The 24,793-nt window shown below is 47.0% G+C and carries 28 protein-coding genes; 10 read left to right on the forward strand and 18 right to left on the reverse strand.

Annotation, left to right across the window (positions count from 1 at the left end):
- Positions 1 to 11 precede the first annotated feature (11 nt).
- Positions 12 to 920 carry a DMT family transporter gene (locus ICN16_RS02575; protein ID WP_216133641.1) on the reverse strand — a complete coding sequence of 303 codons (909 nt, stop codon included), beginning with the start codon at positions 918 to 920 and terminating at the stop codon, positions 12 to 14.
- A 148-nt stretch (positions 921 to 1,068) separates the two neighbouring features.
- On the opposite strand from ICN16_RS02575, the gene ICN16_RS02580 reads away from it, so the two are divergent.
- The 4 genes from ICN16_RS02580 (at position 1,069) to ICN16_RS02595 (ending at position 3,403) form a co-directional block, all read left to right on the forward strand.
- Entirely contained in the window at positions 1,069 to 2,214 is a 1,146-nt protein-coding gene (locus ICN16_RS02580) for an L-lactate dehydrogenase (RefSeq protein WP_216133643.1), read from the forward strand.
- Positions 2,215 to 2,407: 193 nt separating this feature from the next.
- Entirely contained in the window at positions 2,408 to 3,016 is a 609-nt protein-coding gene (locus tag ICN16_RS02585; protein WP_255533568.1) for a hypothetical protein, read from the forward strand.
- Positions 3,013 to 3,204 (forward strand): hypothetical protein, encoded by a 192-nt coding sequence (locus ICN16_RS02590; protein WP_216133645.1) that lies wholly within the window; start codon positions 3,013 to 3,015, stop codon positions 3,202 to 3,204. Before ICN16_RS02585 ends, ICN16_RS02590 begins: the two co-directional genes overlap by 4 nt.
- Positions 3,205 to 3,226: 22 nt before the next feature.
- Positions 3,227 to 3,403 carry a hypothetical protein gene (locus ICN16_RS02595; protein ID WP_216133647.1) on the forward strand — a complete coding sequence of 59 codons (177 nt, stop codon included), beginning with the start codon at positions 3,227 to 3,229 and terminating at the stop codon, positions 3,401 to 3,403.
- Between the two features lie 43 nt (positions 3,404 to 3,446).
- Here ICN16_RS02595 and ICN16_RS02600 read toward each other — a convergent pair whose 3' ends face one another.
- Complete coding sequence (locus tag ICN16_RS02600; RefSeq protein WP_216133649.1) at positions 3,447 to 4,547, reverse strand: alkene reductase; 1,101 nt, start codon at positions 4,545 to 4,547, stop codon at positions 3,447 to 3,449.
- Between the two features lie 78 nt (positions 4,548 to 4,625).
- Positions 4,626 to 5,573: a hydrogen peroxide-inducible genes activator gene (locus ICN16_RS02605; RefSeq protein WP_216133651.1), complete on the reverse strand. Its 948-nt coding sequence runs from the start codon at positions 5,571 to 5,573 to the stop codon at positions 4,626 to 4,628.
- 161 nt (positions 5,574 to 5,734) lie between these two features.
- Here ICN16_RS02605 and ICN16_RS02610 point away from each other — a divergent pair, with 161 nt between their 5' ends.
- Positions 5,735 to 5,902 (forward strand): rubredoxin, encoded by a 168-nt coding sequence (locus ICN16_RS02610; RefSeq protein ID WP_215333414.1) that lies wholly within the window; start codon positions 5,735 to 5,737, stop codon positions 5,900 to 5,902.
- A 48-nt stretch (positions 5,903 to 5,950) separates the two neighbouring features.
- Positions 5,951 to 7,120, forward strand: a complete 1,170-nt coding sequence (locus ICN16_RS02615) for an NAD(P)/FAD-dependent oxidoreductase (protein ID WP_216133658.1) — start codon at positions 5,951 to 5,953, stop codon at positions 7,118 to 7,120.
- Between the two features lie 99 nt (positions 7,121 to 7,219).
- Here the strand turns inward: ICN16_RS02615 and ICN16_RS02620 are convergent, their stop codons facing one another.
- The 4 genes from ICN16_RS02620 to ICN16_RS02635 all read right to left on the reverse strand — a co-directional run bounded on the left by ICN16_RS02620 (position 7,220) and on the right by ICN16_RS02635 (position 9,883).
- Complete coding sequence (locus ICN16_RS02620; protein ID WP_216133661.1) at positions 7,220 to 7,813, reverse strand: urate hydroxylase PuuD; 594 nt, start codon at positions 7,811 to 7,813, stop codon at positions 7,220 to 7,222.
- A gap of 32 nt (positions 7,814 to 7,845) precedes the next feature.
- Entirely contained in the window at positions 7,846 to 8,424 is a 579-nt protein-coding gene (gene sodB / locus ICN16_RS02625) for a superoxide dismutase (RefSeq protein WP_216135614.1), read from the reverse strand.
- A gap of 128 nt (positions 8,425 to 8,552) precedes the next feature.
- Positions 8,553 to 9,329: a 3-hydroxybutyrate dehydrogenase gene (locus ICN16_RS02630; RefSeq protein WP_216133663.1), complete on the reverse strand. Its 777-nt coding sequence runs from the start codon at positions 9,327 to 9,329 to the stop codon at positions 8,553 to 8,555.
- Between the two features lie 50 nt (positions 9,330 to 9,379).
- Positions 9,380 to 9,883 carry a YqaA family protein gene (locus ICN16_RS02635; RefSeq protein ID WP_216133671.1) on the reverse strand — a complete coding sequence of 168 codons (504 nt, stop codon included), beginning with the start codon at positions 9,881 to 9,883 and terminating at the stop codon, positions 9,380 to 9,382.
- A gap of 188 nt (positions 9,884 to 10,071) precedes the next feature.
- Between ICN16_RS02635 and ICN16_RS02640 the strand changes: the two genes are divergently transcribed.
- Positions 10,072 to 11,241, forward strand: a complete 1,170-nt coding sequence (locus ICN16_RS02640) for an acyl-CoA dehydrogenase family protein (protein ID WP_216133673.1) — start codon at positions 10,072 to 10,074, stop codon at positions 11,239 to 11,241.
- Between the two features lie 42 nt (positions 11,242 to 11,283).
- Positions 11,284 to 12,468: a CaiB/BaiF CoA-transferase family protein gene (locus tag ICN16_RS02645; protein WP_216133675.1), complete on the forward strand. Its 1,185-nt coding sequence runs from the start codon at positions 11,284 to 11,286 to the stop codon at positions 12,466 to 12,468.
- On the opposite strand, the gene cls is transcribed toward ICN16_RS02645, so the two are convergent.
- The 3 genes from cls to ICN16_RS02660 are packed head-to-tail and all read right to left on the reverse strand — an operon-like array spanning position 12,465 to position 14,889.
- On the reverse strand, positions 12,465 to 13,940 hold the full coding sequence (gene cls, locus ICN16_RS02650; protein WP_216133677.1) for a cardiolipin synthase: 1,476 nt from the start codon (positions 13,938 to 13,940) through the stop codon (positions 12,465 to 12,467). The genes ICN16_RS02645 and cls overlap by 4 nt on opposite strands.
- Positions 13,937 to 14,689, reverse strand: coding sequence for an endonuclease/exonuclease/phosphatase family protein (locus tag ICN16_RS02655; protein ID WP_216133688.1), 753 nt, complete (start codon positions 14,687 to 14,689; stop codon positions 13,937 to 13,939). The genes cls and ICN16_RS02655 overlap by 4 nt, the downstream gene beginning before the upstream one ends.
- The gene (locus tag ICN16_RS02660; RefSeq protein WP_216133690.1) at positions 14,689 to 14,889 is read right to left on the reverse strand and encodes a hypothetical protein; all 201 of its coding nucleotides are present in this window, start codon (positions 14,887 to 14,889) and stop codon (positions 14,689 to 14,691) included. Before ICN16_RS02660 ends, ICN16_RS02655 begins: the two co-directional genes overlap by 1 nt.
- A 66-nt stretch (positions 14,890 to 14,955) precedes the next feature.
- Between ICN16_RS02660 and ICN16_RS02665 the strand changes: the two genes are divergently transcribed.
- Positions 14,956 to 15,651 carry an ABC transporter permease gene (locus ICN16_RS02665; RefSeq protein ID WP_216133692.1) on the forward strand — a complete coding sequence of 232 codons (696 nt, stop codon included), beginning with the start codon at positions 14,956 to 14,958 and terminating at the stop codon, positions 15,649 to 15,651.
- Positions 15,644 to 16,354, forward strand: a complete 711-nt coding sequence (locus tag ICN16_RS02670) for an ATP-binding cassette domain-containing protein (protein WP_216133694.1) — start codon at positions 15,644 to 15,646, stop codon at positions 16,352 to 16,354. The genes ICN16_RS02665 and ICN16_RS02670 overlap by 8 nt, the downstream gene beginning before the upstream one ends.
- On the opposite strand, the gene ICN16_RS02675 is transcribed toward ICN16_RS02670, so the two are convergent.
- From ICN16_RS02675 to ICN16_RS02710, 8 genes are all read right to left on the reverse strand, one after another.
- Positions 16,355 to 16,636 (reverse strand): hypothetical protein, encoded by a 282-nt coding sequence (locus tag ICN16_RS02675; protein ID WP_216133703.1) that lies wholly within the window; start codon positions 16,634 to 16,636, stop codon positions 16,355 to 16,357. It lies immediately after the preceding gene.
- Between the two features lie 10 nt (positions 16,637 to 16,646).
- Positions 16,647 to 17,702, reverse strand: coding sequence for a formate dehydrogenase subunit gamma (locus tag ICN16_RS02680; protein WP_216133705.1), 1,056 nt, complete (start codon positions 17,700 to 17,702; stop codon positions 16,647 to 16,649).
- Between the two features lie 47 nt (positions 17,703 to 17,749).
- Positions 17,750 to 17,986 carry a hypothetical protein gene (locus tag ICN16_RS02685; RefSeq protein ID WP_216133708.1) on the reverse strand — a complete coding sequence of 79 codons (237 nt, stop codon included), beginning with the start codon at positions 17,984 to 17,986 and terminating at the stop codon, positions 17,750 to 17,752.
- Entirely contained in the window at positions 17,983 to 18,642 is a 660-nt protein-coding gene (fdh3B, locus tag ICN16_RS02690; protein ID WP_215333439.1) for a formate dehydrogenase FDH3 subunit beta, read from the reverse strand. Before fdh3B ends, ICN16_RS02685 begins: the two co-directional genes overlap by 4 nt.
- 27 nt (positions 18,643 to 18,669) lie before the next feature.
- Complete coding sequence (locus ICN16_RS02695) at positions 18,670 to 21,654, reverse strand: formate dehydrogenase subunit alpha (RefSeq protein WP_216133714.1); 2,985 nt, start codon at positions 21,652 to 21,654, stop codon at positions 18,670 to 18,672.
- A gap of 62 nt (positions 21,655 to 21,716) precedes the next feature.
- Positions 21,717 to 21,938 carry a hypothetical protein gene (locus tag ICN16_RS02700; protein ID WP_015421362.1) on the reverse strand — a complete coding sequence of 74 codons (222 nt, stop codon included), beginning with the start codon at positions 21,936 to 21,938 and terminating at the stop codon, positions 21,717 to 21,719.
- Between the two features lie 116 nt (positions 21,939 to 22,054).
- On the reverse strand, positions 22,055 to 22,699 hold the full coding sequence (locus tag ICN16_RS02705; protein WP_216133716.1) for a molecular chaperone: 645 nt from the start codon (positions 22,697 to 22,699) through the stop codon (positions 22,055 to 22,057).
- A complete protein-coding gene (locus ICN16_RS02710) occupies positions 22,696 to 24,786 on the reverse strand; it encodes a 4Fe-4S binding protein (protein ID WP_216133718.1) in 2,091 nt (696 codons plus the stop codon). The genes ICN16_RS02705 and ICN16_RS02710 overlap by 4 nt, the downstream gene beginning before the upstream one ends.
- Between the last annotated feature and the right edge of the window lie 7 nt (positions 24,787 to 24,793).

Consider the following 24,793-nt stretch of genomic DNA (forward strand, 5'->3'; position numbering starts at 1 on the left):
AATGAGACGGGTTAGCTACTTTTTTTCGCTGTAGAAGAGACCAGTATTCCGATAACAATCAGGGCAAAAGCCAGGCCATGAAAAAGCTGGGGTGGATCGCCCAAAATGGCAGCCGAGAGTAAAGCTGTAAATAAGGGGATGAAATTGGCAAAGAATGCCGCTACTGTCGGCCCAGCGCCGTTCACTCCCAAACCCCAACAACGATAGGCAATCAAGGAAGGTCCAATTGCCACAAAGATAATCAGTGCACCCGTCCAGTAGTTGAGATCAATAAAAGCGTGTCCTGAGGCAATCTCTGCACCTTCAAACAACATCGTCCACATAAATCCAATGAAGACTTGCGCCATCAAAAACTCAGCCCACGGCCATTGTCGTTCGGTACTCTTCCCCGGGCGACTGATCATCCAGCTATAGAAAGCCCAAAGAATGGTGGCCAACATAATGAGTAAATCACCCATCACTACTTCCATACTCAATAGACTAGTGGGTTCGCCACGCGTCAGAACGACAGCAACACCCACTAAAGAAACAACTGCACCCAACATCTGCAACAGCGTTGGCTTCACCTTATAAAAGACGGCGCCAATAAAGAGCATCCAAATCGGCATACTTGCGCCGATGAGGGTGACATTGATGGCGGTGGAGGTTTGCAAAGCAAGGTACAGCAGCACGTTATAGCTACCTACCCCCAAAAGCCCTAAGACCAAGAAACGGCCTTTGTTTTGCCAAAGGGCGCTGCTCGGTTTGAACACCTTCCACCCCATAGGGAGCAACAGTAGTGCCGCCAGACCCCACCGAACTGCACTTAAGGTAATTGGAGAAATACTTCCCACTAATACCCGTCCAGAGATCGCATTACCCGCCCACAGCAAAGTAGCCAGCGTTAAATAGAAGACGGTCGACAGGGGTATTTGAGGCATTCAGGAGGATATAAGTGAATAAATGGGTATTTTGAGCCCCAAGAAGGGCCTTGCCTACGCATTGTAGAAACAAATTGCCTGGTATTGCTAAGATAGAGCTTAAATTAGCGCCAGACATCTGGCATTGGCAATATACAAAGGGGTTTTAGTGGCAATCATCACCAATATTGAAGATTTACGACTTTTGCATCAGAAGCGCACCCCTAAGATGTTCTATGACTATGCAGACTCCGGGTCATGGACTGAATCCACTTACCGAGCCAACGAATCCGATTTCCAGAAAATCAAATTGCGTCAGCGCGTTGCTGTAGATATGACCAACCGCACCACTAAAACTACCATGGTCGGTCAAGAGGTTGCGATGCCAGTAGCACTTGCGCCAACTGGATTAACGGGCATGCAACATGCAGATGGTGAAATTCTGGCTGCTCGTGCTGCGGAAAAATTTGGCGTTCCATTCTGCCTATCCACCATGAGTATTTGCTCTATTGAAGATGTTGCAGAACGCACCACTAAGCCATTTTGGTTTCAGCTCTATGTCATGAAAGACCGTGGCTTTATTGAGCGTCTGATTGAGCGCGCGAAGGCAGCCAAGTGCTCTGCCCTTGTTCTGACTTTGGATTTACAAATCTTAGGGCAACGTCATAAGGATTTAAAGAATGGTCTGTCTGCGCCTCCAAAGCTGACTATTGCCAACATGATCAACATGATGACCAAACCGCGTTGGTGCATGGGTATGGCAATGACGCCACGCAGAACCTTTCGCAATATTGTTGGTCACGCCACTGGTGTTGGCAATATGTCCTCCCTCTCCTCTTGGACAGCTGAGCAGTTTGATCCTGGGCTAAGCTGGGATGACGTAGAGTGGATTAAGAAACTCTGGGGTGGCAAGCTCATCATTAAAGGCATCTTGGATGAAGAAGATGCGCGCCATGCTGCTAACTCTGGCGCAGATGCCTTGATTGTTTCCAATCATGGTGGTCGTCAATTAGATGGCGCGATTTCTAGCATCAAAGCCTTACCGGGTATCGTGAACGCCGTTGGCAAAGATATTGAGGTTTGGATGGATGGCGGCATTCGATCTGGACAGGATGTATTGAAGGCTTGGGCGCTCGGCGCTCGTGGCACGATGATTGGCCGCCCCTTCCTTTATGGCTTGGGCGCTATGGGTGAAGCGGGCGTTACCAAATGTCTCGAAATCATTCATAACGAATTGGACATCACTATGGCATTTACAGGCCACCGTGACATTCAAAACGTGACTAAAGATATTTTGTATCCAGGAACTTTTTAATATTCCACACTTAGCCAACTACCCCGAACTGGTATTTGCCGTTTCTGCTGTAGCCCTCTCGGGCTCAGTCTGGTTTGGCAATGCAATACTCAGCAAGTACCGCACCAAGGATACCGAGACCTCTGCAGATTTAGGGATTATTCAGACTGCGACACTGACCTTGCTGGGTCTCATTATTGGTTTCACCTTCTCCATGGCCATGGCTCGATATGATCTGCGCCAGACTTACGAGGAAGCAGAGGCAAATGCCATCGGCACTGAGTTTTTAAGAGCTGATCTCTTGCCGAACCCAGTGGCGGAAACTATCAAGGGGCTTTTGAACGATTACTTGGATCAGCGCATCTTGTTCTACTCCAAACAAGATCGAGAGACTGCCAAGCAAATTACACAGCGCACTCTTTCAATAGAAAATGCCATGTGGAATGAATTACTCCCAGTGGCGCGCGCACAATCCACCCCAACTATTGCGCTAGCGGTCTCTGGAATGAATGACGTCATCAACTCTCAGGGATATACACAGGCTGCATGGTGGAATCGCATTCCGACAGCCGCCTGGTGGTTAATGGCTGCAGTTGCTGTATGCGCAAATGTTTTAGTGGGTTTTGGCGCTAGAAACTTTAAGCGCAATGTCGGCCTCTTTATGATATTTCCAATGATGATTTCTGTTGCATTCTTTTTGATTGCAGACATTGATAGCCCTCGTGGTGGCGTGATTCGCATTGATCCACGAAATTTAATTGATTTAAAACACAATATGAATTCTGTGCAGAGTCCTGCAAATACTATAGGCGGTAAAAAATGAAGCGCGTTGTAGATGTATACAAAGATCGAGGTCGTGAGTTGGTGTGGACTTATGTCATTCACTTAGGCAATATTGAGTTTCATCCAGCTCAAATTGACTTTGAACAAGAGGCGCTACGACTTTCTCAGATCGATAAACGCGGAGCCCTAAATGAGCTTAGCGCTAGAGCTAGACTTTCTGTTCGATAACTTCTTAACTGAATTCTGATATATGAAACCCTTAAGTAAAAAAGCCAAGATGGCAGTTGGATGGACTATCTTAATGACTGTCGTTGGCACTGCCATGTTGCATCAATGGGAATTCTTTGCCATGGGCTGCGCTTCAATTGCGCTACTGCTCGTTGCGAACCACTACGATCTACTGAAAGATCCTGAAGACAAAAAATAAGGCCCCCATTTTTCGATAGAGGCCCTGATTCATCTTTTGAAGATTAGAGTGTTGGATAGTCGGTGTATCCGACCTCCGCTCCGCCGTAAAATGTTGCGCGGTTATAAGCATTCAGAGCTGCGCCCTGCTCAAAACGCTCAGCCAAATCCGGATTAGCAATATACAAACGTCCATAGGCCACTGCATCCGCTAAACCAGCCTCAAGGACAGCCTCACCCATAGCTTGGTCATATCCACCAGCGCTAATAAATTGACCTTTGTATGCAGTTCGGAACATCTCCGAAGTGATTGGAGCGCCTGCATCAACCTGATCATTCCCGCCAGCAGTCGTTGAGCGCGGCTCAATCATGTGGACGTAAGATAACTGGTAACCATTGAGCTTTTGGATCACTGCATTAAACAAGGCGATAGGATCACTATCGGCCATATCGTTAAAGCTGCCATAAGGCGACAGGCGTACACCGATACGGTCATTCGGGAACACCTTAGCAACCGACTCAATTACCTCGCCCAATAGGCGAATACGGTTTTCGATAGAGCCACCATACTCATCAGTACGTTGATTGGTTTTATCTTGCAAAAATTGATCGAGTAAATAGCCATTCGCAGAATGAATTTCCACACCATCAAAACCTGCTGCTTTAGCATTGCCGGCAGCCAATTCAAAATCCTTTAGTAGGCGCGCAATATCCTCAGTCGTCATCGCCTTAGGAGTTTCGTAATCATGCAACTTCCAATCGGCACCGTAGGTTTGGCCAGCAGGTGGGATTGCAGAAGGCGCTTCAGGTAGACCCTGCTCTGGATGTAAAGATGAATGAGAAATACGGCCAACATGCCATAACTGGGCAACCATCTTGCCACCCTTGGCGTGCACAGCACTCACAATCTCTTTCCACGCTGCAGTTTGCTCGGCAGAATAAATTCCAGGGGTTGCAGGGTAACCTTTTCCGATTGGAGAGATTTGCGTTGCTTCGCTAATAATGAGGCCGGCACTTGCTCTCTGTGAATAGTATGTTTTTGCCAATGGACTTGGCACATCTCCATCGATAGCGCGCATTCTAGTTAGCGGCGCCATCACTAGGCGATTCTTTAACTCAATAGAGCCAAGCTTGACGGGGGTAAACATGATTTCTTTTCCGGACATGAACTACTTTCTTTGAAATTGGATATGTGAATTGATGAGCAACTTTAGCAGGGATAACAAAGTCTTGCCTGTAGCCCATTAAACCTTTTGAGCGCCCTTTCGAGTAGCGCGACTCACTTTTGGATTAGATTTAAATCTGGACTCAATGCTTTCAGCCAGCACCTGAAACTCTTCAAGATGTGCAGTAGATGCGCGGGCAACAAGCGCAATCACCCTATTGGGGGCGGGTGGAGCAAGCTGCCGAGCTACCAGTGTGGTTCCATTTAAAAGCCCTCCTTTGATTGCCATCTCAGGAAGTAGCGCAATACCCATGCCAGATTCCACCATTTGCAACAGGGTGAGCAGGCTAGTTGCCTCCATGCCGTCAACATTACGAATATCGGAACGCTTGCAGGCCTGCATGGTGTGATCTCGAAGGCAGTGACCCTCCTCCAGCAATAACAACCTCTCCACCATTTTGGTCGGCAAATGAATTTCCTTGCCTTTTAGTGCAGGATCATTTTCGCCGGCGACCAACCAAAATTCATCGATAAATAACTCTTTCACCAAGAGTCCAGACGTGTCATAGGGCAAGGCAATTAATGCGAAATCGAGTTGGTGATCAGCCAATCGCGCCAACAAGTTTGCAGTCAAATCCTCGCGCAAAGCAATTTTCAGATCGGGGTAATGCTCTCGAATATCAGGCAATACATATGGCAATAAAAATGGTGCAATAGTCGGAATCACACCCAAGCGAATTGTCCCCGCCATAGACTGACCAGACGCACTCGCGTATTCCACCAGATCTTGAGATGAGGCCAAGATCGTCTTCGTCCTCTCCAAAATCTCTAGACCAATTGGAGTAATGGCTACGTTTTGCCTATCCCGCTCGACCAAGCGAACACCCAGGACATCTTCCAGCTCTTTTAAACCAGCACTCAGCGTGGATTGACCTACGAAGCAGATCTCTGCTGCCCTAGTGAAATTAAGCTCTTGAGCAACGGCCGCAAAATAGCGAAGCTGACGCAATGAAGGTAGAGCGGCCATAATGTGTAGGTATCCCTATAATCAATTTATTGGATAAATAATAGCATTCCTATTCAGCATATAAATCAATATTGAGAAGCTGAGTGCAAAAGAATGGGATCCCAACTAACAACTGATTTTGAATTTAAACTGCTCGTAATCTTTATTAGCAAGGAATCCTGATGAAAACTTGGCAATGTATCGTGTGCGGCTTTAACTATGACGAAGCAAAAGGTTTGCCTGAAGAAGGCATCCCCCCTGGCACTGCTTGGGCTGATATTCCTGATGATTGGGAGTGTCCAGACTGCGGCGTAGCAAAGTCTGATTTTGAGATGGTGCAAGTCTCCTAATTTAAGCAAAACACCATTCTTTCAACTGCATTATTAGGGAGTCCAGCTTTGGATCATCAAAAAGATTTATCTCAATCCGGCATTGTGATTATTGGCAGCGGATTAGCTGGCTTTACAGTTATTCGCGAATTGCGCAAGCTCGATAAGACCGTACCGATCACGCTCGTGACTCGCGAGCCAGGCTACTTTTACTCAAAGCCAATGCTTTCTACTGCGCTAGCTAGTAAGAAGTCTGCGGAGCAATTGGTTTCCACTAATGTAGAAGGTATGGCAGCTCAACTAGAAATAACGATTCTAGGGGAGACTGATGTATCAGCCATCGATACCGCCACTCAGACCATTGAAACTTCCAAGGGACAAATTTCCTATGGAAAGCTAGTGCTGGGTTTGGGCGCAGATCAAATTCGCCTGCCTTTACAAGGCAATGCAGCCAATGAAGTCATTACCGTTAATGACCTCGTTGAGTATGCCCAATTTCGCAAAAAAATTGAAGGTAAGAAGCGTGTTGTCATTCTAGGGGCCGGCCTTATTGGCTGCGAATTTGCAAATGACTTGGCATTAGATTCTTATGAAGTAGACGTGATTGACTTAGCACCACAGGTCTTAGGTCGATTACTACCCCAGGCAGCAGCTCAAGCCCTGCAATCAAAGTTAAGTGAGGCTGGTATTCGCTGGCACTTTAATACGACCGTGCAATCGATTGACCGCAACGGGGATTCCATTTCAGTCACTCTCGCAAATGGATCTGTGATTACTAGCGATGTGTTTCTGTCAGCTGTAGGTCTTAAGCCCCGCCTGGATTTAGCGAAGGCTGCAGGGATTGCAACGGGTGTAGGCATTACCGTTAATCGCCAACTAGAGACTAGCTCGAAAAATATATTTGCGATTGGTGATTGCGCTGAAGTCGACGGCCTGGTTCTACCCTATGTCATGCCGATCATGCAGGCAGCACGCGCTCTAGCACCAAGCCTCATTGGACAGCCGGCCACTCTCACCTACCCTGCTATGCCAGTAATGGTGAAGACCCCCTCGCTACCGACCATTGTTTCGCCGCCAGCTAAAGGGGCAACCGGCACTTGGAAAACAATCTCGTCTGAGGATGGTCTTGAGGCACGCTTTGAATCTGGTGATGGTAAGTTACTTGGCTTTGCCCTACTTGGAACGGCAACAGCACAACGTGGCGCACTGACAAAAGAGCTACCGCCAATACTGCAGTAGAGGCAAGCCTTTGTAGGCGACCTCAAATGGTCTGAATGGATCTAGAGATAAGAAAAGGCCCGCAATTGCGGGCCTTTTTAATGAACTGCAGTGATTTACTTAAGCAACAACAACAAACCATGTTGAGTTGTGTGATTGAGCAACCATCAAAAACAGCATTGGAACGGACAGCATGGTGTTGAAACGTGAAGTCAACATCGCGATGCGAGCTGACTTTGCCTTTACATCTGGCTCAACTGCAACGATACCTAAGGCACGTTTTTGATTTGGCCAGATAATGAACCAAACATTGAATGCCATCACCAAAGCAATCCACATTCCTAAACCGATTGCGCGGAATGGAGCTTGCAGCGTAAATGCTTGATGTGCATAACCATTCAATACGGCCAAGATCAAGCCACTCACAACAGTGAATAAGGCCGCCCAGCGGAACCAAAATAAAGCTGTCGGAGCAATGACTTTTCCAATGGCCGGCTTTTGCTCATCCGGAATTTTTGGCATCGAAGGAATCTGCACAAAATTGAAGTACCAAAGCAGACCAATCCACATTACACCAACCATCACGTGAATCCAGCGGAACAGAAATGGCAATTCAATTGAACTGAGGTTTGCACCTAAAGCCAAAACAATTAAAACAAGGAGGACAAAACCAGCTAAAACAGTGCGTCCTAATGAGGTAAAAATAGATGACATGAAAGCTTTCTAAATATGGATGTCAGATGAAATTAGGCAAAATTCTTGCCGGCAAAATCCCAGTTCACTACATTCCAGAAATTTTCTAGGTACTTTGGACGCGCATTACGGGTGTCGATGTAATAAGCGTGCTCCCAAACGTCGCAAGTCATTAAAGGCTTTGCATCAGTTGTCAGTGGAGTAGCAGCATTGCTTGTAGAAACCAAGTCTAGGGAGCCATCAGCCTTCTTCACCAACCAAGCCCAACCAGATCCAAAGGTACCAATTGCACACTTTGCAAACTCTTCCTTGAATTTATCGAAAGAACCCCACTTGGCATTGATAGCGTCAGCTAATGGACCTGTTGGAGCGCCGCCACCATTTGGCTTCATGCTGTTCCAATAAAAAGTGTGATTCCATACTTGGGCTGCGTTATTGAAAACACCGCCCGCAGATTTTTTAACAATGTCTTCCAAAGAAGCATTTTCAAACTCAGTCCCTTTAATTAAGTTATTGAGATTGGTAACATAAGTCTGATGATGTTTGCCATAGTGAAACTCGAGAGTTTCTTTTGAGATAAATGGTGAAAGCGCATCTAGTGCGTAAGGTAACTGAGGTAATGTATGTTCCATCATTTCTTCCTTGTAAATCGTTTTAAACGGATAGCTATAGCAGCCATATTCGCCCTAACTATAGACGATTCTGGCGATTTTGTTTGGGCATGAAAACAGGGGTTTCGCTTGAAATCCCCTTCTGAAGCTTACTGGGCTGTCCAGCCGCCATCCATGTTCCAGGCCACTCCCCGCACCTCAGAGGCGTCAGGGCCACAGAGGAACACAGCCAGGGCCGCCAATTGCTCTGGAGCCACAAATTCGCCTGAAGGCTGTTTCTCAGAAACCAGCGCCTTCTTAGCCTCTTCATTTGAAATTCCATCACGCTCAGCACGTGCATCCACCTGCTTCTGAACCAGGGGCGTCAACACCCATCCCGGGCAAATTGCATTGCAGGTAATGCCGGTTTTTGCATTTTCTAGTGCAGTCACTTTAGTTAGGCCAACAATGCCATGCTTAGCAGCCACATAAGCCGACTTTTGAACTGAACCAACTAAGCCGTGTACGGAAGCAATATTAATAATGCGGCCCCAATTACGCTTCTTCATTCCAGGCAAAGCGTGGTGAGAAGTGTAAAAAGCTGAGCTTAAGTTAATCGCAATAATTGATTCCCACTTATCCGCTGGAAAGTCTTCTACATTAGCGGTGTACTGAATGCCTGCGTTGTTCACCAATATATCGAGGGCGCCAAAGCGCTTTTCAGTTTGCTGAATCAGATCTTCAATCTCAGCAGGCTTGCTCATATCTGCACCGTGATAATCCACCTCAACACCACAAGCCTTGATGGCAGCAATAGCAGCATCTTTTTCACCGAAGCCATTGACCATAATATTGACGCCCTGCTTTGCCAATCCAATAGCTATTGCTAAACCAATGCCACTAGTCGAGCCAGTGACAAGTGCGGTTTTACCTTTTAATTGAGACATGATTGCCCTCTAGAGATATACAAGAAAAATATAGGATACAACGGAAGAATTTAGATGAGATGAAGCCAATGCCCCAATTGATGCCAAACGCTATTAGGCACCAGGGTTAGAAGCCAAGTCATCGTGAGATAACGCAGTAGCTTGCCTATGGCCATATAAATCAAGCAAGGCGCCCAAGGCAGCCTAAGCCACCCTGCAGCCAAACAAAGGGGGTCACCAAATCCAGGCAGCCAAGATAATAGGAGCATCTTTGGGCCCCGCTCTTCCAACCAACGCTGCATTCTGCCGTTTGAGGGCCCCTTAAGAGACTCGAAACTATTGCGACTGAGCAGTCCAAGCCACCAATTGAACATACCCCCCAAGGTATTGCCAATGGTGGCAACAAGGATAGCAATCCAATACAGATGTGGATTAACAGATACATATCCAAACAGGATGGGCTCGGAGCCAACGGGCAACAAAGTTGCAGAGACAAAGGCGCTGATAAATACTGCGGGCAAACCAACTGATGGCATACCAAAGAAGTCGAAGAACTGGCTCAGCATTTGCTCCATTAAGCAAGGGCCCCGGGTAAGCTAGCAAGCAAGTTCTTAGTCATCCCCCAAGTATGCCCCAAGCCCCATCAAGGCTAACAATCAGCTGGATGGGCAAGACTGGTTTTGGCTCGCCCGCAATTCTGAATTCTTGCTTAAACTGTAGGAATACGCCTATTGTTCAACTACTCTTATTTACAGATTGCCAAATGAATCACCCTATCCCCAAGCCAGACCAATACCAAGATATGCGCGAAGCCTTGCGCGACCTTTGCGGAAGTTTTGACTCTGCATACTGGCAAAAAGTGGACCATGAGCGAGCCTATCCAGAAGCATTTGTCGATGCCATGGCGCAAGCCGGTTGGTTGGCCGCCTTAATTCCAGAGGAATTCGGTGGTTCCGGCCTAGGTCTTGCCGAAGCCTCCGTCATCATGGAGGAGATCAATTTCTCTGGCGGTAATGCGGGATCTTGTCATGGTCAGATGTACAACATGGGTACTTTGCTGCGCCATGGCTCGGATGCCCAAAAGAAACTCTACCTCCCTAAAATCGCTACCGGAGAATTGCGCCTTCAGACTATGGCAGTGACAGAACCTACTACCGGAACTGATACCACCAAACTCAAAACTACCGCCATCAAAAAAGGTGATAAGTACGTGGTGAATGGTCAGAAGGTTTGGATCTCTCGCATTCAGCATTCTGATTTAATGATTCTGCTGGCGCGCACTACCCCACTAGCAGAGGTAAAGAAAAAATCAGAAGGCATGTCCATCTTCATCGTCAATCTCAAGGATGCGATTGGCAAAGGTATGACAATCCAGCCAATTGCCAATATGGTGAATCATGAAACCAATGAAGTCTTCTTTGATAACTTAGAGATTCCTGCTGAGAATTTAATCGGCGAGGAAGGTCAAGGCTTTAAGTACATCCTGGATGGACTCAATGCAGAGCGCACGCTGATTGCTGCCGAATGCATTGGTGATGCTTATTGGTTTGTAGATAAAGCACGTCGTTACGCTAATGAGCGCGTAGTTTTCGATCGCCCGATTGGCAAGAACCAAGGTATTCAGTTTCCAATTGCGGATTCGTATATTGAGACGGAAGCTGCCAACCTGATGCGCTTTAAAGCCTGTGAACTTTTCGATGCCAAACAAGCCTGTGGCGCAGAGTCAAATATGGCTAAGTACCTGGCCGCTAAAGCTTCCTGGGAAGCTGCCAACGTTTGCCTGCAAACTCATGGTGGCTTCGGTTTTGCTAATGAATATGATGTCGAGCGCAAGTTCCGAGAGACTCGTCTCTATCAGGTAGCACCAATTTCGACTAACTTAATCTATTCCTATGTAGCCGAGCACGTTCTGGGGCTCCCTCGCTCGTTCTAGGAAGTCAGGTCTTTTCATTCATTCAGCTGGATAAGTAATTACATGAGCATTCGCCCTCTAGATGGCATTACCGTAATTTCCCTGGAGCATGCCATTGCAGCTCCTTTTTGTACGCGCCAGTTAGCTGATTTAGGTGCACGCGTCATCAAGGTTGAACGGCCAGGCGCTGGAGACTTTGCCCGCGCCTATGATGAGCGCGTTAATGGCATGTCTTCTCACTTCACCTGGGTGAATCGCTCCAAAGAGAGTTTGACCTTAGATCTCAAGCAAGAATCCGCATTAGCGGCACTCAAAGCACTTCTCAAAACTGCGGACGTACTCGTGCAGAACTTAGCACCTGGTGCAGCAGCACGTATGGGGCTAACTGCAGAGCTCTTACAAAAAGATAATCCAGGTTTGATTTTGTGCGATATCTCGGGCTATGGAAATGATGGTCCTTATCGCGATAAAAAAGCTTACGACTTACTGATTCAAAGTGAGGCCGGATTCCTATCGGTTACCGGCACACCAGAAACTCCGAGCAAAGCAGGAAACTCGATTGCAGATATTGCGGCAGGCATGTATGCCTACACCAATATTCTGGCGGCACTTCTGCAGAGAGGTAAAACTGGCAAGGGATCCACTATCGATGTATCTATGCTCGAGTCCCTAGGTGAATGGATGAGTTATCCGCTCTACTACGCGTATGAAGGAGCCACACCCCCTCCTCGTAATGGCGCATCTCATGCAACGATCTACCCATATGGACCTTTTAAGGCGGGTGATGGTGGCACCGTCATGCTGGGCCTACAAAATGATCGTGAATGGGTTTTATTCTGCGAGGTGGTTCTTGAAAATCAAGCCCTTGCTAAAGATGAGCGCTTTGATAAAAACTTCAAGCGCAATGAAAAGCGAGATGAATTGCTCTCCATCATTGACGCTTGCTTTAGCAAGCTCACCACCGAGCAGGTAATTGCAAAACTAGATAAGGCCCAAATTGCCAATGCCCGCCTCAATGATATGCAAGGCCTATGGAATCACGATCAACTCAAAGCACGAGATCGATGGGTGCAAGTGGGTTCACCTGTGGGCCCTATTCCAGCCATGCTACCCCCGGGTAGCAATAACAGCTTCGACTACCGCATGGATTCCATTCCCGCAGTTGGCCAACATACTGATGCAATCCTGTCTGAGTTAGGCATTTCAGCAAATGAAATTGAATCGATGCGCACTCAAGGGGCGATTTAAAGCAAAGGTGAAGACAGGTGGGCGGCATTCTCTAGCATGAAGCGCCAACGTGGACGCTTGCTCCACTTGACTGGATCGACCATATCGGATTGAGCCAAGTAGGACTCAATCAAAGTTTCAAGCTTGGCGCAAAACTCATCGTTATAGACGATTAAGCTAATCTCAAAATTGAGACGTAAGCTACGTTGATCAAAATTCACTGAACCAAAAATCGCCACTTTCTTATCAATCAACAAACTCTTAGTGTGTAATAAGCCGCCATGAAATTCAGCGATATTGACGCCAGCACTCATCAGATCGGCGTAATAACTGCGACTACTCCAAGCGACCAAAGTAGAGTCATTTAACTTCGGCACAATCAAAGTAGTTTTTACGCCCCGACTAGCCGCAGCCATTAAGGCCTGAATCAAACCATCGTCTGGCCCAAAGTAAGGTGTAGTAATGGTGAGCTCTTCTCGCGCATCCATGATTGCAGAGAGCAGTACCTGATACAAGATATCGTCACGATAGACTGGCCCAGAAGAAAACTCTTGCGCCAAGACCTTTCCCTCATCCGGACTAGAGGCCGGCACTACATCATTGAAGTGCGTAATATTTGGATTATCAACACTCCAGTCAAATGAGAATGTCAGCTCAAACTGGGATGCAACAGGTCCCTCAATTCTGACCATGGCATCAACCCACTCACCCACCCCTGAGTCTTGTTTGAATGTACGCGGGTCAACCATATTCATGCTACCGGTCCACACGATAGCGTTATCGATTACAAAAATCTTGCGGTGCAGCCTGAGATCAGCGCGGCGAAATTGAAAGCGCCCGATTTGAATGGGTAAGGCCTCTGTTACCTGAATTCCTGCTTTTCTGAAGCGATTAGGCCAGGTAGATTTAAACCAGTCTTTACTACCAAGGGAATCTAGTAATACCTTACAAGTTACGCCGCGCTTAGCTGCAGCAATTAAGGCCTCGCCAACACGATCCGCATCACCGCCCAGAGCCCATATATAGAACTCCAAATGCAGCGTTTTCTTTGCTTGATTTATTTCATCAATAAATTGCTGCAGAATATTTAGCGAGTTAGTGTGGAGCTCAATCTTATTGCCAGCAACTACTGGAGAGCCATTTTTGGCCTCTGCTAATAAGCTGAGCGCCCTTCCCTCTACTGGTAACTGCTGCCTATCTGCCGAGTAGCGCTTGCGCATACTGTCGGTAATAGCCGCATACTCCTTATCCATGCGAATAATTTTTCGAGTCAACTTACGACCAACGGGGCGCTCGCCAATCAAGATATAGAGACTGATACCTAGAACCGGGAACAAAACCACAATCAGGAACCATGCGAGAACAACACCTACCGGCCTTCTTACGGAAATCAATCTGAATCCGAACAGAATCACAATAATGGCATGTGCTATTGGCACCCAAATTAATGAAAAACCAAAGATGGATCCCAGTAGGTAATTTAATATGTTCATAAGATTTCAAGTTCCGCTGTAATGCCTAAGTGATCAGATAATTTCAACCATTCATGCAGCACTTCTGCAGAATGGACTTTTAAGCCCCGCACATAAATTCGATCCATCGGCAGCATCGGCTTTACGCTTGGGAAAGTTTTTGCAGGGGCGCCGGTGAGCACCTCAAAAACTTCGTCAAAACCAGCGGCACGCATCGGTGCACTAATGCGGTTGCGCCAATCATTAAAGTCGCCCGCCACAATCGCTGGGCCACCACCAGCAAGAGAATCTATGTAATGAATAATCTCATCTAGTTGACGCTCCCGACCTCTTTCAAATAAAGCGAGATGGACACAAAAACAATGTATTGGCGTTGCCACTCCCTCTAATTGGGTAATGCTGTGAAGCAAACCCCGCCTCTCAAATCGATAAGCAGAGATGTCATAGTTCTCACCCTTATGCAATGGCCTTTTAGAGAGGATCGCATTGCCATGATGACCGTTGGGATACTCGACATTTTTTCCGTAATGCCAATCATGCCAAAAGTCTTCAGATAAAAAATGGGTTAGCTCAGTCAAAGGCCATTGGCCAAATCGCCTAATTCGCCCGCGATGTTCTTGTTGAAGTTCTTGCAGAAATAGTAAATCCGGGTGGTGGCTACGCATTTTTTGACGTAACTCATAAATAGTGGACTTTCTGTGTAAAGGAGATAAACCTTTATGCACATTCATCGTCATGACGCTAAATCGACCTAAGTGAATTTGAGTCATTAAAACTGTCCTGCAGCGCGTTGGCGTCTTACGCGTGCCAAATAAATTTCACCCTCAACCAAATCCTGGCATTGCATGCACTTATTGCAAATGGAAGCCTGCTCACGTAACTCATCAATGGAGTTAATCGGATGCTCGTCGAGATATTCGCGAAGATCTATATCAAGAACCTCATTGCAGAGGCAGATAACTTCAGCCATGGGTCAAAAAAGGAGGAATTGTTTGCATTTATGCCATTTTGCCATCGCCTTGCTAGAATCGAGCCCATGTTTACGACCTTTCAGGACGCCTTTTCACTCCTCGCACATCTCGATGCTGGGGTTATCGGTATTGTGCAGGTCTCCCTCTTAGTCAGCTTGAGCGCTTTGCTGCTCGGCACATTGCTTGGCTTGCCCATCGGCGCCCTGCTGGCAACAGAAGAATTTAAGGGTAAGCAGACAATTACGATCACTCTGAATACGCTCATGGGCGTCCCAACAGTGATCGTTGGCGTCGTGGTCTACCTCCTGCTTTCACGTACAGGGCCCTTAGGCGTATGGGGATGGCTTTTTACACCCAAGGGCATGATCCTAGCCCAAACACTGCTCACAACCCCCTTAATTGCGGCTCTAAGCCGCCAAATTCTAGAAGATTCCTGGAGAATTCATCGGGAATCATTTATGGCACTTCGACTGCCAAGGCTTTCTGCCCTGAAATGGCTAGTTTGGGACTGCCGCTTTTCACTCACGATTGCCATATTGGCTGGACTAGCTAGGGCAATATCGGAAGTTGGCGCTGTAATGATCGTAGGTGGGAATATTGATCACTCCACCCGCACTATGACCACAGCCATTGCACTAGAAACCAGCAAGGGTGATCTACCCTTAGCTCTAGCCTTAGGTATTGTGCTGCTAGCTATTGTGCTACTGGCAAACCTCTTTACATTTGCAGTACGCGAGATTGCGGAGCGTCGCTATGGTTAATACCTCCGAACAATTTAAGCAATTTATCGAACTGAAAGGCGTCATCGTCAAAAGCGATGGGCGCATCATTCTAGATATTCCTCATGCCATTATTCCCGCCGATCGAATCTGTGCCTGCATTGGCCCCAATGGCGCTGGAAAAACAACCTTCCTCAAGCTAATCGATGGCTTGATTAAACCGGATTCAGGCACCATCACCTATTCGAATGGACCCGTTAAGTCATCGCTGGTATTGCACCATACGCCAATGATCAAGGCTTCAGCGAGAGCCAACATGGCCATGGTCAAGGACTCTGATCCCTCAATTCACTCAGCCGCCATTAATGCAGTCATGGAGCAGATCGGCTTAAGCCAACTTGCCAATAGCCCTGCGCATAAGCTCTCCGCAGGAGAAAGGCAAAAGTTGTGTTTAGGTCGCGCTATTTTGCAAAAGCCGAATCTGGTTTTACTAGATGAACCTACGGCCAATTTAGACCCAAACACCACAGAGCAAGTTGAAGAAATGATGCGTCAATTTAAGCTGCAGGGTTCAGATGTCATCTTCACCTCCCACCAACTCGCACAAGTGCAAAGACTGGCGGAGTACATCATCTTCATCGATCAGGGTCAGATAAAAGAAAAAGGACCCGTAGGTCCTTTCTTTGCCGATCCTCAAACACAAGCAGCTAAGCGCTACTTACATCAAGAGTTGCTCGCCGACTAATTACTTTGCTGCTGGCGCTGGAGCAGCTGCTGCTGCCACCGGTGCTACAAATGGTGGCGGTGCTACACAAGCTGCAGGGGCAGGCGTACCAGCCACTCGGAATTTATCAGCCACCTTATTCATAGATTGGCAAAGCTGATAAGCCCCAACCCTTCCAGAATATGCTGTCTTAGCTTTTGCAAGATCGGCTGCTGCTTGAGCCTCTGGCGTCAAAGGCGGCAAGGCAGCGAATGCAGCAGCACTTGCAAATGAACAGAGAGTGAAAGCAATGATTTTTTTCATGGCCATGTCCTTATTTATTAATCTTGTCATACCAGAGCTCATGGTGCTCTTTAGCCCAAGTAGCGTCAACATAGCCAGTCTTCATGCCGTCGATTGAGCCCTGCATACCAATCGTACCAATGTAGATGTGACCCATTGCCATTGCGGTCATCAAGATAGCAGCGGAGCTATGGATGATGTTGGCTAATTGCATAGTGCCGCGCAAGTACTGGATATCCATGAATGGCACGATCATATCGAGCACAAATCCTGAGGCAGAAATAATCAAGCCCAAGAAAACCATACCAAACCAGAACCAGAACTTCTCACCAAAATTAAAGAAGCCGGCTGGCACATGCTTACCAGAGAAGATTCCACCGAAAGACATTAACCAAGCCATGTCACCCTCTCCGAAAATGTTCTTGCGAACAAAGAGGAGGAAGAAAATAACGATGCTTAATGTAAATAGCGGACCAACAAAGTTATGAATGTTTTTGCAAACCATTAAGAATGAGCCATAAGCTGCACCACCCATCAATGGCATGGCAAAGAACTTGCCGTACAAAATCAACAAGCCAGTAAATGCAAGAGCAATAAAGCTAAATGCCATAGTCCAATGGGTCAGTCGATCAAAGCCATTGAAACGCTTGATCTTTACACCAGACATCGGCTCATGTAGCTTGATTGAGCCCTTGAGGGTATACATTGCAATCACACCAAAGAATGCAATAGCTAGTAACCAGCCACCATAGACAGTAATCACGCCGTTACGAATTAAGCGCCACTGCTGACCTGAGCGCTGAATCAATACACTCGCTTCTTTGTCTGGAATGCTCACGTAGTTGTAAGGATCGCTATTAGCCGTATCCCAAATTGCACCCTCTTTAGGCGCAGTATTTGCTGGTTGTGATTGAGCTTGAGTGCCATTAGGAATTGCATTGAGATTCTTAGGAATATCAATTCCGCTTGGTGATGGCAATGGTTGCATTGGCGCACGCTCGGCCAAGCTCACACCGCTTAGCAAGCTAAGTGATACGCCCAGAGCCAAGACCCAGGAGCGACTAACACTTGAAAATGATCGATTCATACAAATATCCTTAAACGTTTTCGTTTTATTTATTGTTGTTTAACTGATCACTTAGCGCGTGAATACTCAGATTGCTTCTGATTGCGCTTGTTAATCGCCTCCGTCCAACTGGCTTGATCACCCGGAGTCCAACCCTTCGTCATGAATCCATTGTCAGCACCCATGTAAGGAGCTACGTCTGGACGCTTTGCAGCTTTTGCTGCAATTTCAGGAGGTTCTGAACAAGCAGCCAATAAAGCGCCAGCTGCTATGCATAGACCGAGAGTTTTGAAATTCAATTTCATGACTTTGCTCCTGGAATTTTGTCAGCAGGTGTTGGTTTAGGTGCAGGCGATCCTGATGGACCATAAGCCGTAGACCAACCGAAGATATCGTTACTTGGATATCTCCCGTTCGCTTCACGTACGGATACCCGTTTAGCGTAAATTGAAGAAATCACTTCATCATCGCCACCAATCAAAGCCTTGGTTGAACACATCTCAGCACATAAAGGCAACTTACCTTCAGCCAAGCGGTTACGACCATACTTCTCAAACTCAGCAACGCTACCGTTAGCTTCTGGACCACCGCTACAGAATGTGCACTTGTCCATCTTGCTGCGGGAACCAAAGGCGCCCTTGCTCAAGAATTGAGGCGCACCAAATGGGCAGGCAAAAGAGCAATAGCCGCAACCAATGCAGATATCTTTGTCATGCAGCACTACACCCTCATCGGTGCGATAGAAGCAATCGACTGGGCAGACGGCCATACAAGGCGCATCTGAACAGTGCATACAAGCTACTGAGACAGATTTCTCTTGACCAATTACACCGTCATTTACCGTTACAACGCGGCGACGGGTAATGCCCCAAGGTACTTCGTTATCGTTCTTACAAGCCGTGACACAGCCGTTGCACTCAATGCATCGCTCTGTATCGCAAATAAATTTCATTCTTGCCATGATGTTCTCCTGACTTTATTTTTTAACTTAGGCAAATTTTTCGATTTGGCACATGGTGGTTTTGGTTTCTTGCATCATCGTTACCTGATCGTAGCCATAGGTTGTTGCAGTGTTCACTGCTTCACCTTGAACTACTGGGGCAGCGCCCTCTGGGTAATATTTGCGCAAGTCGTTGCCTTGCCACCAACCAGCAAAGTGGAATGGTACGAATGCAGTACCTTGATCAACGCGTGGAGTTACCAATGCACGCACTTTGATCTTGGCGCCTGTTGGTGACTTAACCCATACGTAATCCCAATTCTTAATGCCGCGAACTTCTGCAGCTTTAGGATTGATCTCCACGAAGTTTTCTTGTTGCAACTCAGCCAACCATGGGTTGGAACGAGTTTCGTCTCCTCCACCTTCGTACTCAACCAAACGACCAGAGGTCAAAATGATTGGGAACTTCTCGTAGAGCTTCTCATTCAAGTTCTTATCCTGAACTGTTTTGTAGAGAGTCGGCAAGCGCCAGAAATTCTTCTTATCCGCAGATGTTGGGTACTTACGCATCATTGGCTCATTAGTACTGTAGAGCGCTTCACGGTGAGTTGGAATGGCATCCGGGAAGTTCCAAACCACTGCGCGCGCTTTTGCGTTACCAAATGGATGGCAACCGTTTTTCATAACAACGCGCTGGATACCGCCTGACAAGTCAGTCTTCCAGTTTTTACCTTCAGCTGCCTTTTGTTCTTCCTCAGTCAGTTGACTCCACCAGCCCAACTTCTTCATGAATACATGGTCAAACTCTGGGTAGCCAGTAGTAATTGCTGAGCCCTTAGAGTAAGACCCATCTTCAGCCAACAAATTCTTACCGTCTTTTTCAACACCAAAGTTGGCACGGAAATTACCGCCGCCTTCCATGACGCTCTTGCTGGTGTCATAGAGGTTTGGTGAACCAGGATGCTTAATCGCAGCAGTACCGTAGCAAGGCCAAGGCAAGCCGTAGTAATCACCAGTTGTATCGTAACCAGTCACCGGATCAACACCACCGCGTGACTTCAAGGTCTTCGGATCAAATACGCCCGCCATTCTCATGTGAGCTTTTAAACGCTCAGGGGTTTGACCGGTGTAACCAATCGTCCAAACAGAGCGGTTAATTTCACGCAAGATATCTTCAATTTGAGGCTCTTTCCATTGCTTACCAGCAAATTTGGAATTGAGCATCTTGTAGTTCTTTGAAAGCTCTTCACCGAAACCAAGGCGGTCAGCAAATGCCTGCATGATCACATGGTCAGGAACAGACTCGAACAGTGGATCAATCACCTTCTCACGCCACTGCAATGAGCGGTTTGAAGCTGTGCACGAACCAGTTGTTTCAAACTGAGTGGTGGCTGGCAATAAGTAAACATTCCGATTTTTGTTTACTGTCTGACCTTCTGCAGGTGGCATTGCTGCCATGGCTGCAGTAGCACTTGGATATGGGTCAACAACAACCAATAAATCCAACTTATCCATCGCGCGCTTCATATCTAAGCCACGAGTTTGTGAGTTCGGTGCATGACCCCAGAAGAACAAACCTTTTACATTGGTTTGCTGATCAATCATGTCATTCTTTTCGAGCACCGCATCAACCCAACGAGATACCGTAGTACCCGATTTCTCCATCATGTCTGGAGCGTAACGACCTTTAATCCAATCGTAATCAACACCCCATACAGATGCGAAATGCTTCCATGAGCCCGCTGCAAGACCATAGTAGCCAGGTAATGAATCTGGGTTAGGACCAACGTCAGTTGCGCCTTGAACGTTATCATGACCGCGGAAAATGTTTGCGCCGCCACCGGACTTACCGATGTTGCCTAAGGCCAATTGCAGGATGCAAGACGCACGAACCATGGCATTACCAATGGTGTGCTGTGTTTGACCCATACACCAGACCAATGTGCTTGGACGATTCTTAGCCATTGTTTCAGCAACTTTATACATCTGCGCTTCTGGAACTCCGCAAGCCTCTTCTACATTCTTTGGAGTCCACTTCTCCATGACTTCTTTGCGGATCTCATCCATGCCGTACACGCGGTCATTGATGTACTTCTTATCTTCCCAACCATTGTTGAAGATGTGATACAGAACACCAAACAAGAATGGAATATCAGTACCCGAGCGAATACGGACATACTGATCAGACTTCGCTGCAGTACGTGTGTAGCGTGGGTCAACTACGATAACCTTGCAGCCATTTTCTTTTGCATGCAACAAGCTGAGCATGGATACTGGATGCGCTTCTGCAGCATTTGATCCAATATACAAAGCTGCCTTGGCATTCATCATGTCGTTGTAACTATTGGTCATCGCGCCATAGCCCCAGGTGTTAGCAACACCGGCAACTGTAGTGGAGTGACAGATACGAGCTTGATGGTCTGTATTGTTGGTTCCGAAGAAAGAAACCCACTTACGCATTAAATAAGCTTGTTCGTTATTGTGCTTAGAAGAGCCGATAAAGAACAGTGAATCTGGGCTGTACTTGCTGCGCAAGTCTTTCATCTGTGCAGTAATTTCAGTTAAAGCTTGATCCCAAGAAATTCTTTGGTATTTACCATCAACCAGCTTCATTGGGTAACGAAGACGGAAATCTCCGTGTCCATGCTCGCGCAATGACGCACCCTTGGCACAATAAGCGCCCAAGTTAATCGGGGAATCAAATGCAGAGTCTTGACGAACCCAAACACCATTCTCAACAGTAGCGTCAGTTGCGCAACCTACGGAGCAGTGAGTACAAATCGTTCTCTTAACTTCAATCTTGCCCTTGCCATCTAGCATTGCTTTACTAGGCTCAGCAACCGCTTTTTGCACCAAACTTAATTGGCTTGCTGCGATACCAGCACCAACGCCAACGCCAGAGCGCTTGAGGAAGGTACGACGATCCATCGTTGGCACTGCAGACTGAAGTCCACGTGACAAACTACCGATGAGGCGTGATGCAGGTGTAGAGCGACCGCTCTGTGGGGTATTGGATTTACGAGTCAGACTCATATGTTGTCCCTGAAAAATATTTTTATTTAATTATTTGGAAACGACTTCATTAACAACTGGGTTTAAAGCATGGTGGTTTCGTAATACTTACGAATATGCGCAGACAACTGATAGCCGTCATCTTTGCCCTGAACAGTGCTACCGATTTCTTGGATTACTGCCTTACCAATTGAGGTTTGCGAAGCAACGGCAACGGCACCAACGGTGGCACCCGCTCCGATAAAAAACTTTCTGCGTGAAGGTTTGTTTTCTTCATTTACTGCAGTTGCGGATTTAGTGGTCATCGCATGCTCCTGGTTAGTGCAAATTTGATATAGGTCAAAGTGTAATTGGTAATTGTATTTTTTGCATATTTGGAATTTTTTTTCTTCTAGGGGTTTTCCTCTTGTGCAGCGCAACATTAAATCATGTCAAAACTCTGCCCTTCGATGGCTAGAAACTCCCTGGTTAAAGCAGCAACCGGGTGGTAAAGATGCATATCTGGAATATCTTCTATTGCATCGCACAACTCGTCATACCAAGGACGGATGTGGTCATTAAAAAATGCACGTTGATTAGTCAGATTGGAGATCTCGACATCATCCCCAGCTATGAGGTAGCGCATCACCTCACATAGGGCAGATAGATGATCCTCAGTCTCCGTAACCTCCTCAGCCGACTCCAAGCCAAAAGTGTCTAAAGCACGGCGAATATCAACCAACGGTTTTTCATTTAAATGGCCCGCCATATAAAAAGAGCCGTTTAAGATCACATTAGGGCGACCTACGCTAATGAAGTTGCGGTCAAACTCCTCGTGCCAGGCTTTCGCGGGGTTATTTTTAGCAACCTCAACCACGCTATTCCAAACCTTGGCTAGTGGTGCGTCATCAGGCTGGCTCTCCTGCCCATCTGGAATGGACGCGGCTATTTGATCTAATAACTCTTGATCTGGCGGCTGATGAAAGAATCTGGCAATCAAACCGTATAAATCCGCTCTGGCCAAATCCTCTGGTAGCCCAACGTCACCAACCTCAGTAGAGGTGCCCTCTTTTATCTGCTCGCTCATAACTCTTTCTTCACCATATCTACAACGCGACAATCGCCACACATCTTGAGTCTATCCAGTCCAGCACCAGCAAAGGCGCCATGAGCACCCAGCTTCACCAACATCAAATCCACCATCTTGGCAGTTCCAAAGACCTTGCCACAGCTGATGCAATGGAAAGGCTTGGTCTCGTTGAGCTCCACCTTTTGCTTGCGATCCTCTACGGTCAATAAGCGAGGGGCTAGGGATAAGGCTTGTTCTGGGCAAGTTTGAACACAGATACCGCACTGAACGCATTGCTTCTCAATAAAGGAAAGCTTAGGTTCGTCCAAGTTATCAAGCAAAGCGCCTTCGGGACAGCTACCCACACAAGACATGCAGAGTGTGCAGGCATCTTTATTAATATTGAGACCACCCAAGAAGGAAGATTTTGGCAAAGCAGCGCCACCAGCTGGAAGCGGTGCTTTAGCTTGCTTTTGTAAATGCTCCAAGACCATCTCGACAGTTTCACGCTTTTGATTACCTAACCCAAAAGTGGCAGGCGAACAAATTGCTGGCAAAGCGCCACGCTGACGCAGCTTGCCCATTGCTGCAGATGCAGGCTGGAGATCATCAGTAGATCCAAGTTGTATTAGCGAGAATCTGGCATCAAAACCATAGGCAGCCAAGATGGCATTGCCCAAATCAACCTGTGTTTCTAGTGCGGCGCGATATGCAGGATCTTCATCACCTGTCAGCAGCAGAATAACTTCACCAAAACCATAACTAAGCGCGCCAAGCCAGAGATCTAAGCCTGTGGAGGCAATGTGCTCAATTCCATAAGGCAGGACAAAGGATGGCAATCCCTCAAACTGCTTTGACCTTAAGTGCGCCAAGCGTCCCAGTGAATCCAGAGCTTGGGTGCCCGACTTAAGGGTATGCAATAGCAAAGCAGGCGCTTGTGATTGTTTAGTCTTAGCACTCTCCGCGGTAAATACATTCGCAAGAGTTTTAATCTCTTTACCCTGATGTGTCACGCTTGGGTAGTTATAGCGCATCGCACCCGATGGACAAACTGTGGAGCAGGCGCCACAACCCATACACAAATTAGGATTGACTTCTACCGTGCCTTGTCCATTCTTAAATAAGGAGGAGATGGCACCTGTAGAGCAGACATCGATACAAGCACTGCACCCCACTTTGCCGTTACGGCCATGGGCGCAAACTTTCTCGTTATAAGCAAAGTATTTAGGCTTTTCAAATTCACCAACTAAACCTAATAATTGGTTTGCCACTAATGCTTGTTCAAGCGGATCTTTTCCGGGGGCAAAGTAACCTTGAGGAGTTTGGCTCATACGCATCTTGGGATCAGCGCGTAGATCCATAATCAAATCAAACTCAGCATTACGCTGACGCTCTACTCGATCAAAATTAATGGCGCCAATACCAGCGCAGGCTGTTACGCAAGCGCGGTGAGATTTGCATTTATCCAAGTCAATTTGAAACGAATCATCAATTGCACCTTCTGGGCAAGCCTCAACACAAGCACCACAACGAGTACACATCTCAGGATCGATCGGATTTTGTAAATTCCAGTCAACAGAAAATTTACCCAAATACCCATCCAACTTAATCACTTCGCCGGTGTAGATTGGAAAATTTTTGGCGATCGGCAATGCGCCTGGTTCTGTGCAGAGAACCGAGACATCAAGAGAGTCGCTGAGTTTTTCAGCCCAAGGCAAAGCCTGATCTCCGGAACCAACAATCAGCAAACGGCCTTGGCTTTCATAATTCACCACCGGCACAGGCTCTGCTTCAGCCATATCCGCCAGGGCAAGCAATGCAGCAATCTTCGGTGTAGAAGTTTTAGCCTCTTGAGTCCAGCCAGCCAACTCACGAATATTGACAAAGCGTAATGGCGCTATCAAAGGCTTTTCAGATTGCTCGGCCAGCTCACCAAATAAAGCGCGCTCTTGAGTACAGGCAATCACGATAGAGTCGCTACCATCGAATGCCTTGATGACAGAACCAATCTCCTGTCTACATAAGGAGGTATGCATGGTGACACCAAGCGCCTTTCCATCTAAAGGCATGGTTCCATTGCAATTACAGACTAATTTTTGACTCATTGATTTC

Origin of the sequence: Polynucleobacter sp. es-MAR-4 (assembly GCF_018882055.1) — a bacterium.
Classification (GTDB): Bacteria; Pseudomonadota; Gammaproteobacteria; order Burkholderiales; family Burkholderiaceae; genus Polynucleobacter.

Bases quoted from the DNA above. Each gene is read 5' to 3' on its own strand.
- ICN16_RS02575 (WP_216133641.1), bottom strand. From the start codon at position 920: ATGCCTCAAATACCCCTGTCGACCGTCTTCTATTTAACGCTGGCTACT.
- ICN16_RS02585 (WP_255533568.1), top strand. From the start codon at position 2,408: ATGGCCATGGCTCGATATGATCTGCGCCAGACTTACGAGGAAGCAGAG.
- ICN16_RS02590 (WP_216133645.1), top strand. From the start codon at position 3,013: ATGAAGCGCGTTGTAGATGTATACAAAGATCGAGGTCGTGAGTTGGTG.
- ICN16_RS02595 (WP_216133647.1), top strand. From the start codon at position 3,227: ATGAAACCCTTAAGTAAAAAAGCCAAGATGGCAGTTGGATGGACTATC.
- ICN16_RS02600 (WP_216133649.1), bottom strand. From the start codon at position 4,547: ATGTCCGGAAAAGAAATCATGTTTACCCCCGTCAAGCTTGGCTCTATT.
- ICN16_RS02605 (WP_216133651.1), bottom strand. From the start codon at position 5,573: ATGGCCGCTCTACCTTCATTGCGTCAGCTTCGCTATTTTGCGGCCGTT.
- ICN16_RS02610 (WP_215333414.1), top strand. From the start codon at position 5,735: ATGAAAACTTGGCAATGTATCGTGTGCGGCTTTAACTATGACGAAGCA.
- ICN16_RS02620 (WP_216133661.1), bottom strand. From the start codon at position 7,813: ATGTCATCTATTTTTACCTCATTAGGACGCACTGTTTTAGCTGGTTTT.
- sodB (WP_216135614.1), bottom strand. From the start codon at position 8,424: ATGGAACATACATTACCTCAGTTACCTTACGCACTAGATGCGCTTTCA.
- ICN16_RS02630 (WP_216133663.1), bottom strand. From the start codon at position 9,329: ATGTCTCAATTAAAAGGTAAAACCGCACTTGTCACTGGCTCGACTAGT.
- ICN16_RS02635 (WP_216133671.1), bottom strand. From the start codon at position 9,883: ATGGAGCAAATGCTGAGCCAGTTCTTCGACTTCTTTGGTATGCCATCA.
- ICN16_RS02640 (WP_216133673.1), top strand. From the start codon at position 10,072: ATGAATCACCCTATCCCCAAGCCAGACCAATACCAAGATATGCGCGAA.
- ICN16_RS02645 (WP_216133675.1), top strand. From the start codon at position 11,284: ATGAGCATTCGCCCTCTAGATGGCATTACCGTAATTTCCCTGGAGCAT.
- cls (WP_216133677.1), bottom strand. From the start codon at position 13,940: ATGAACATATTAAATTACCTACTGGGATCCATCTTTGGTTTTTCATTA.
- ICN16_RS02655 (WP_216133688.1), bottom strand. From the start codon at position 14,689: ATGACTCAAATTCACTTAGGTCGATTTAGCGTCATGACGATGAATGTG.
- ICN16_RS02660 (WP_216133690.1), bottom strand. From the start codon at position 14,889: ATGGCTGAAGTTATCTGCCTCTGCAATGAGGTTCTTGATATAGATCTT.
- ICN16_RS02665 (WP_216133692.1), top strand. From the start codon at position 14,956: ATGTTTACGACCTTTCAGGACGCCTTTTCACTCCTCGCACATCTCGAT.
- ICN16_RS02670 (WP_216133694.1), top strand. From the start codon at position 15,644: ATGGTTAATACCTCCGAACAATTTAAGCAATTTATCGAACTGAAAGGC.
- ICN16_RS02675 (WP_216133703.1), bottom strand. From the start codon at position 16,636: ATGAAAAAAATCATTGCTTTCACTCTCTGTTCATTTGCAAGTGCTGCT.
- ICN16_RS02680 (WP_216133705.1), bottom strand. From the start codon at position 17,702: ATGAATCGATCATTTTCAAGTGTTAGTCGCTCCTGGGTCTTGGCTCTG.
- ICN16_RS02685 (WP_216133708.1), bottom strand. From the start codon at position 17,986: ATGAAATTGAATTTCAAAACTCTCGGTCTATGCATAGCAGCTGGCGCT.
- fdh3B (WP_215333439.1), bottom strand. From the start codon at position 18,642: ATGGCAAGAATGAAATTTATTTGCGATACAGAGCGATGCATTGAGTGC.
- ICN16_RS02695 (WP_216133714.1), bottom strand. From the start codon at position 21,654: ATGAGTCTGACTCGTAAATCCAATACCCCACAGAGCGGTCGCTCTACA.
- ICN16_RS02700 (WP_015421362.1), bottom strand. From the start codon at position 21,938: ATGACCACTAAATCCGCAACTGCAGTAAATGAAGAAAACAAACCTTCA.
- ICN16_RS02705 (WP_216133716.1), bottom strand. From the start codon at position 22,699: ATGAGCGAGCAGATAAAAGAGGGCACCTCTACTGAGGTTGGTGACGTT.
- ICN16_RS02710 (WP_216133718.1), bottom strand. From the start codon at position 24,786: ATGAGTCAAAAATTAGTCTGTAATTGCAATGGAACCATGCCTTTAGAT.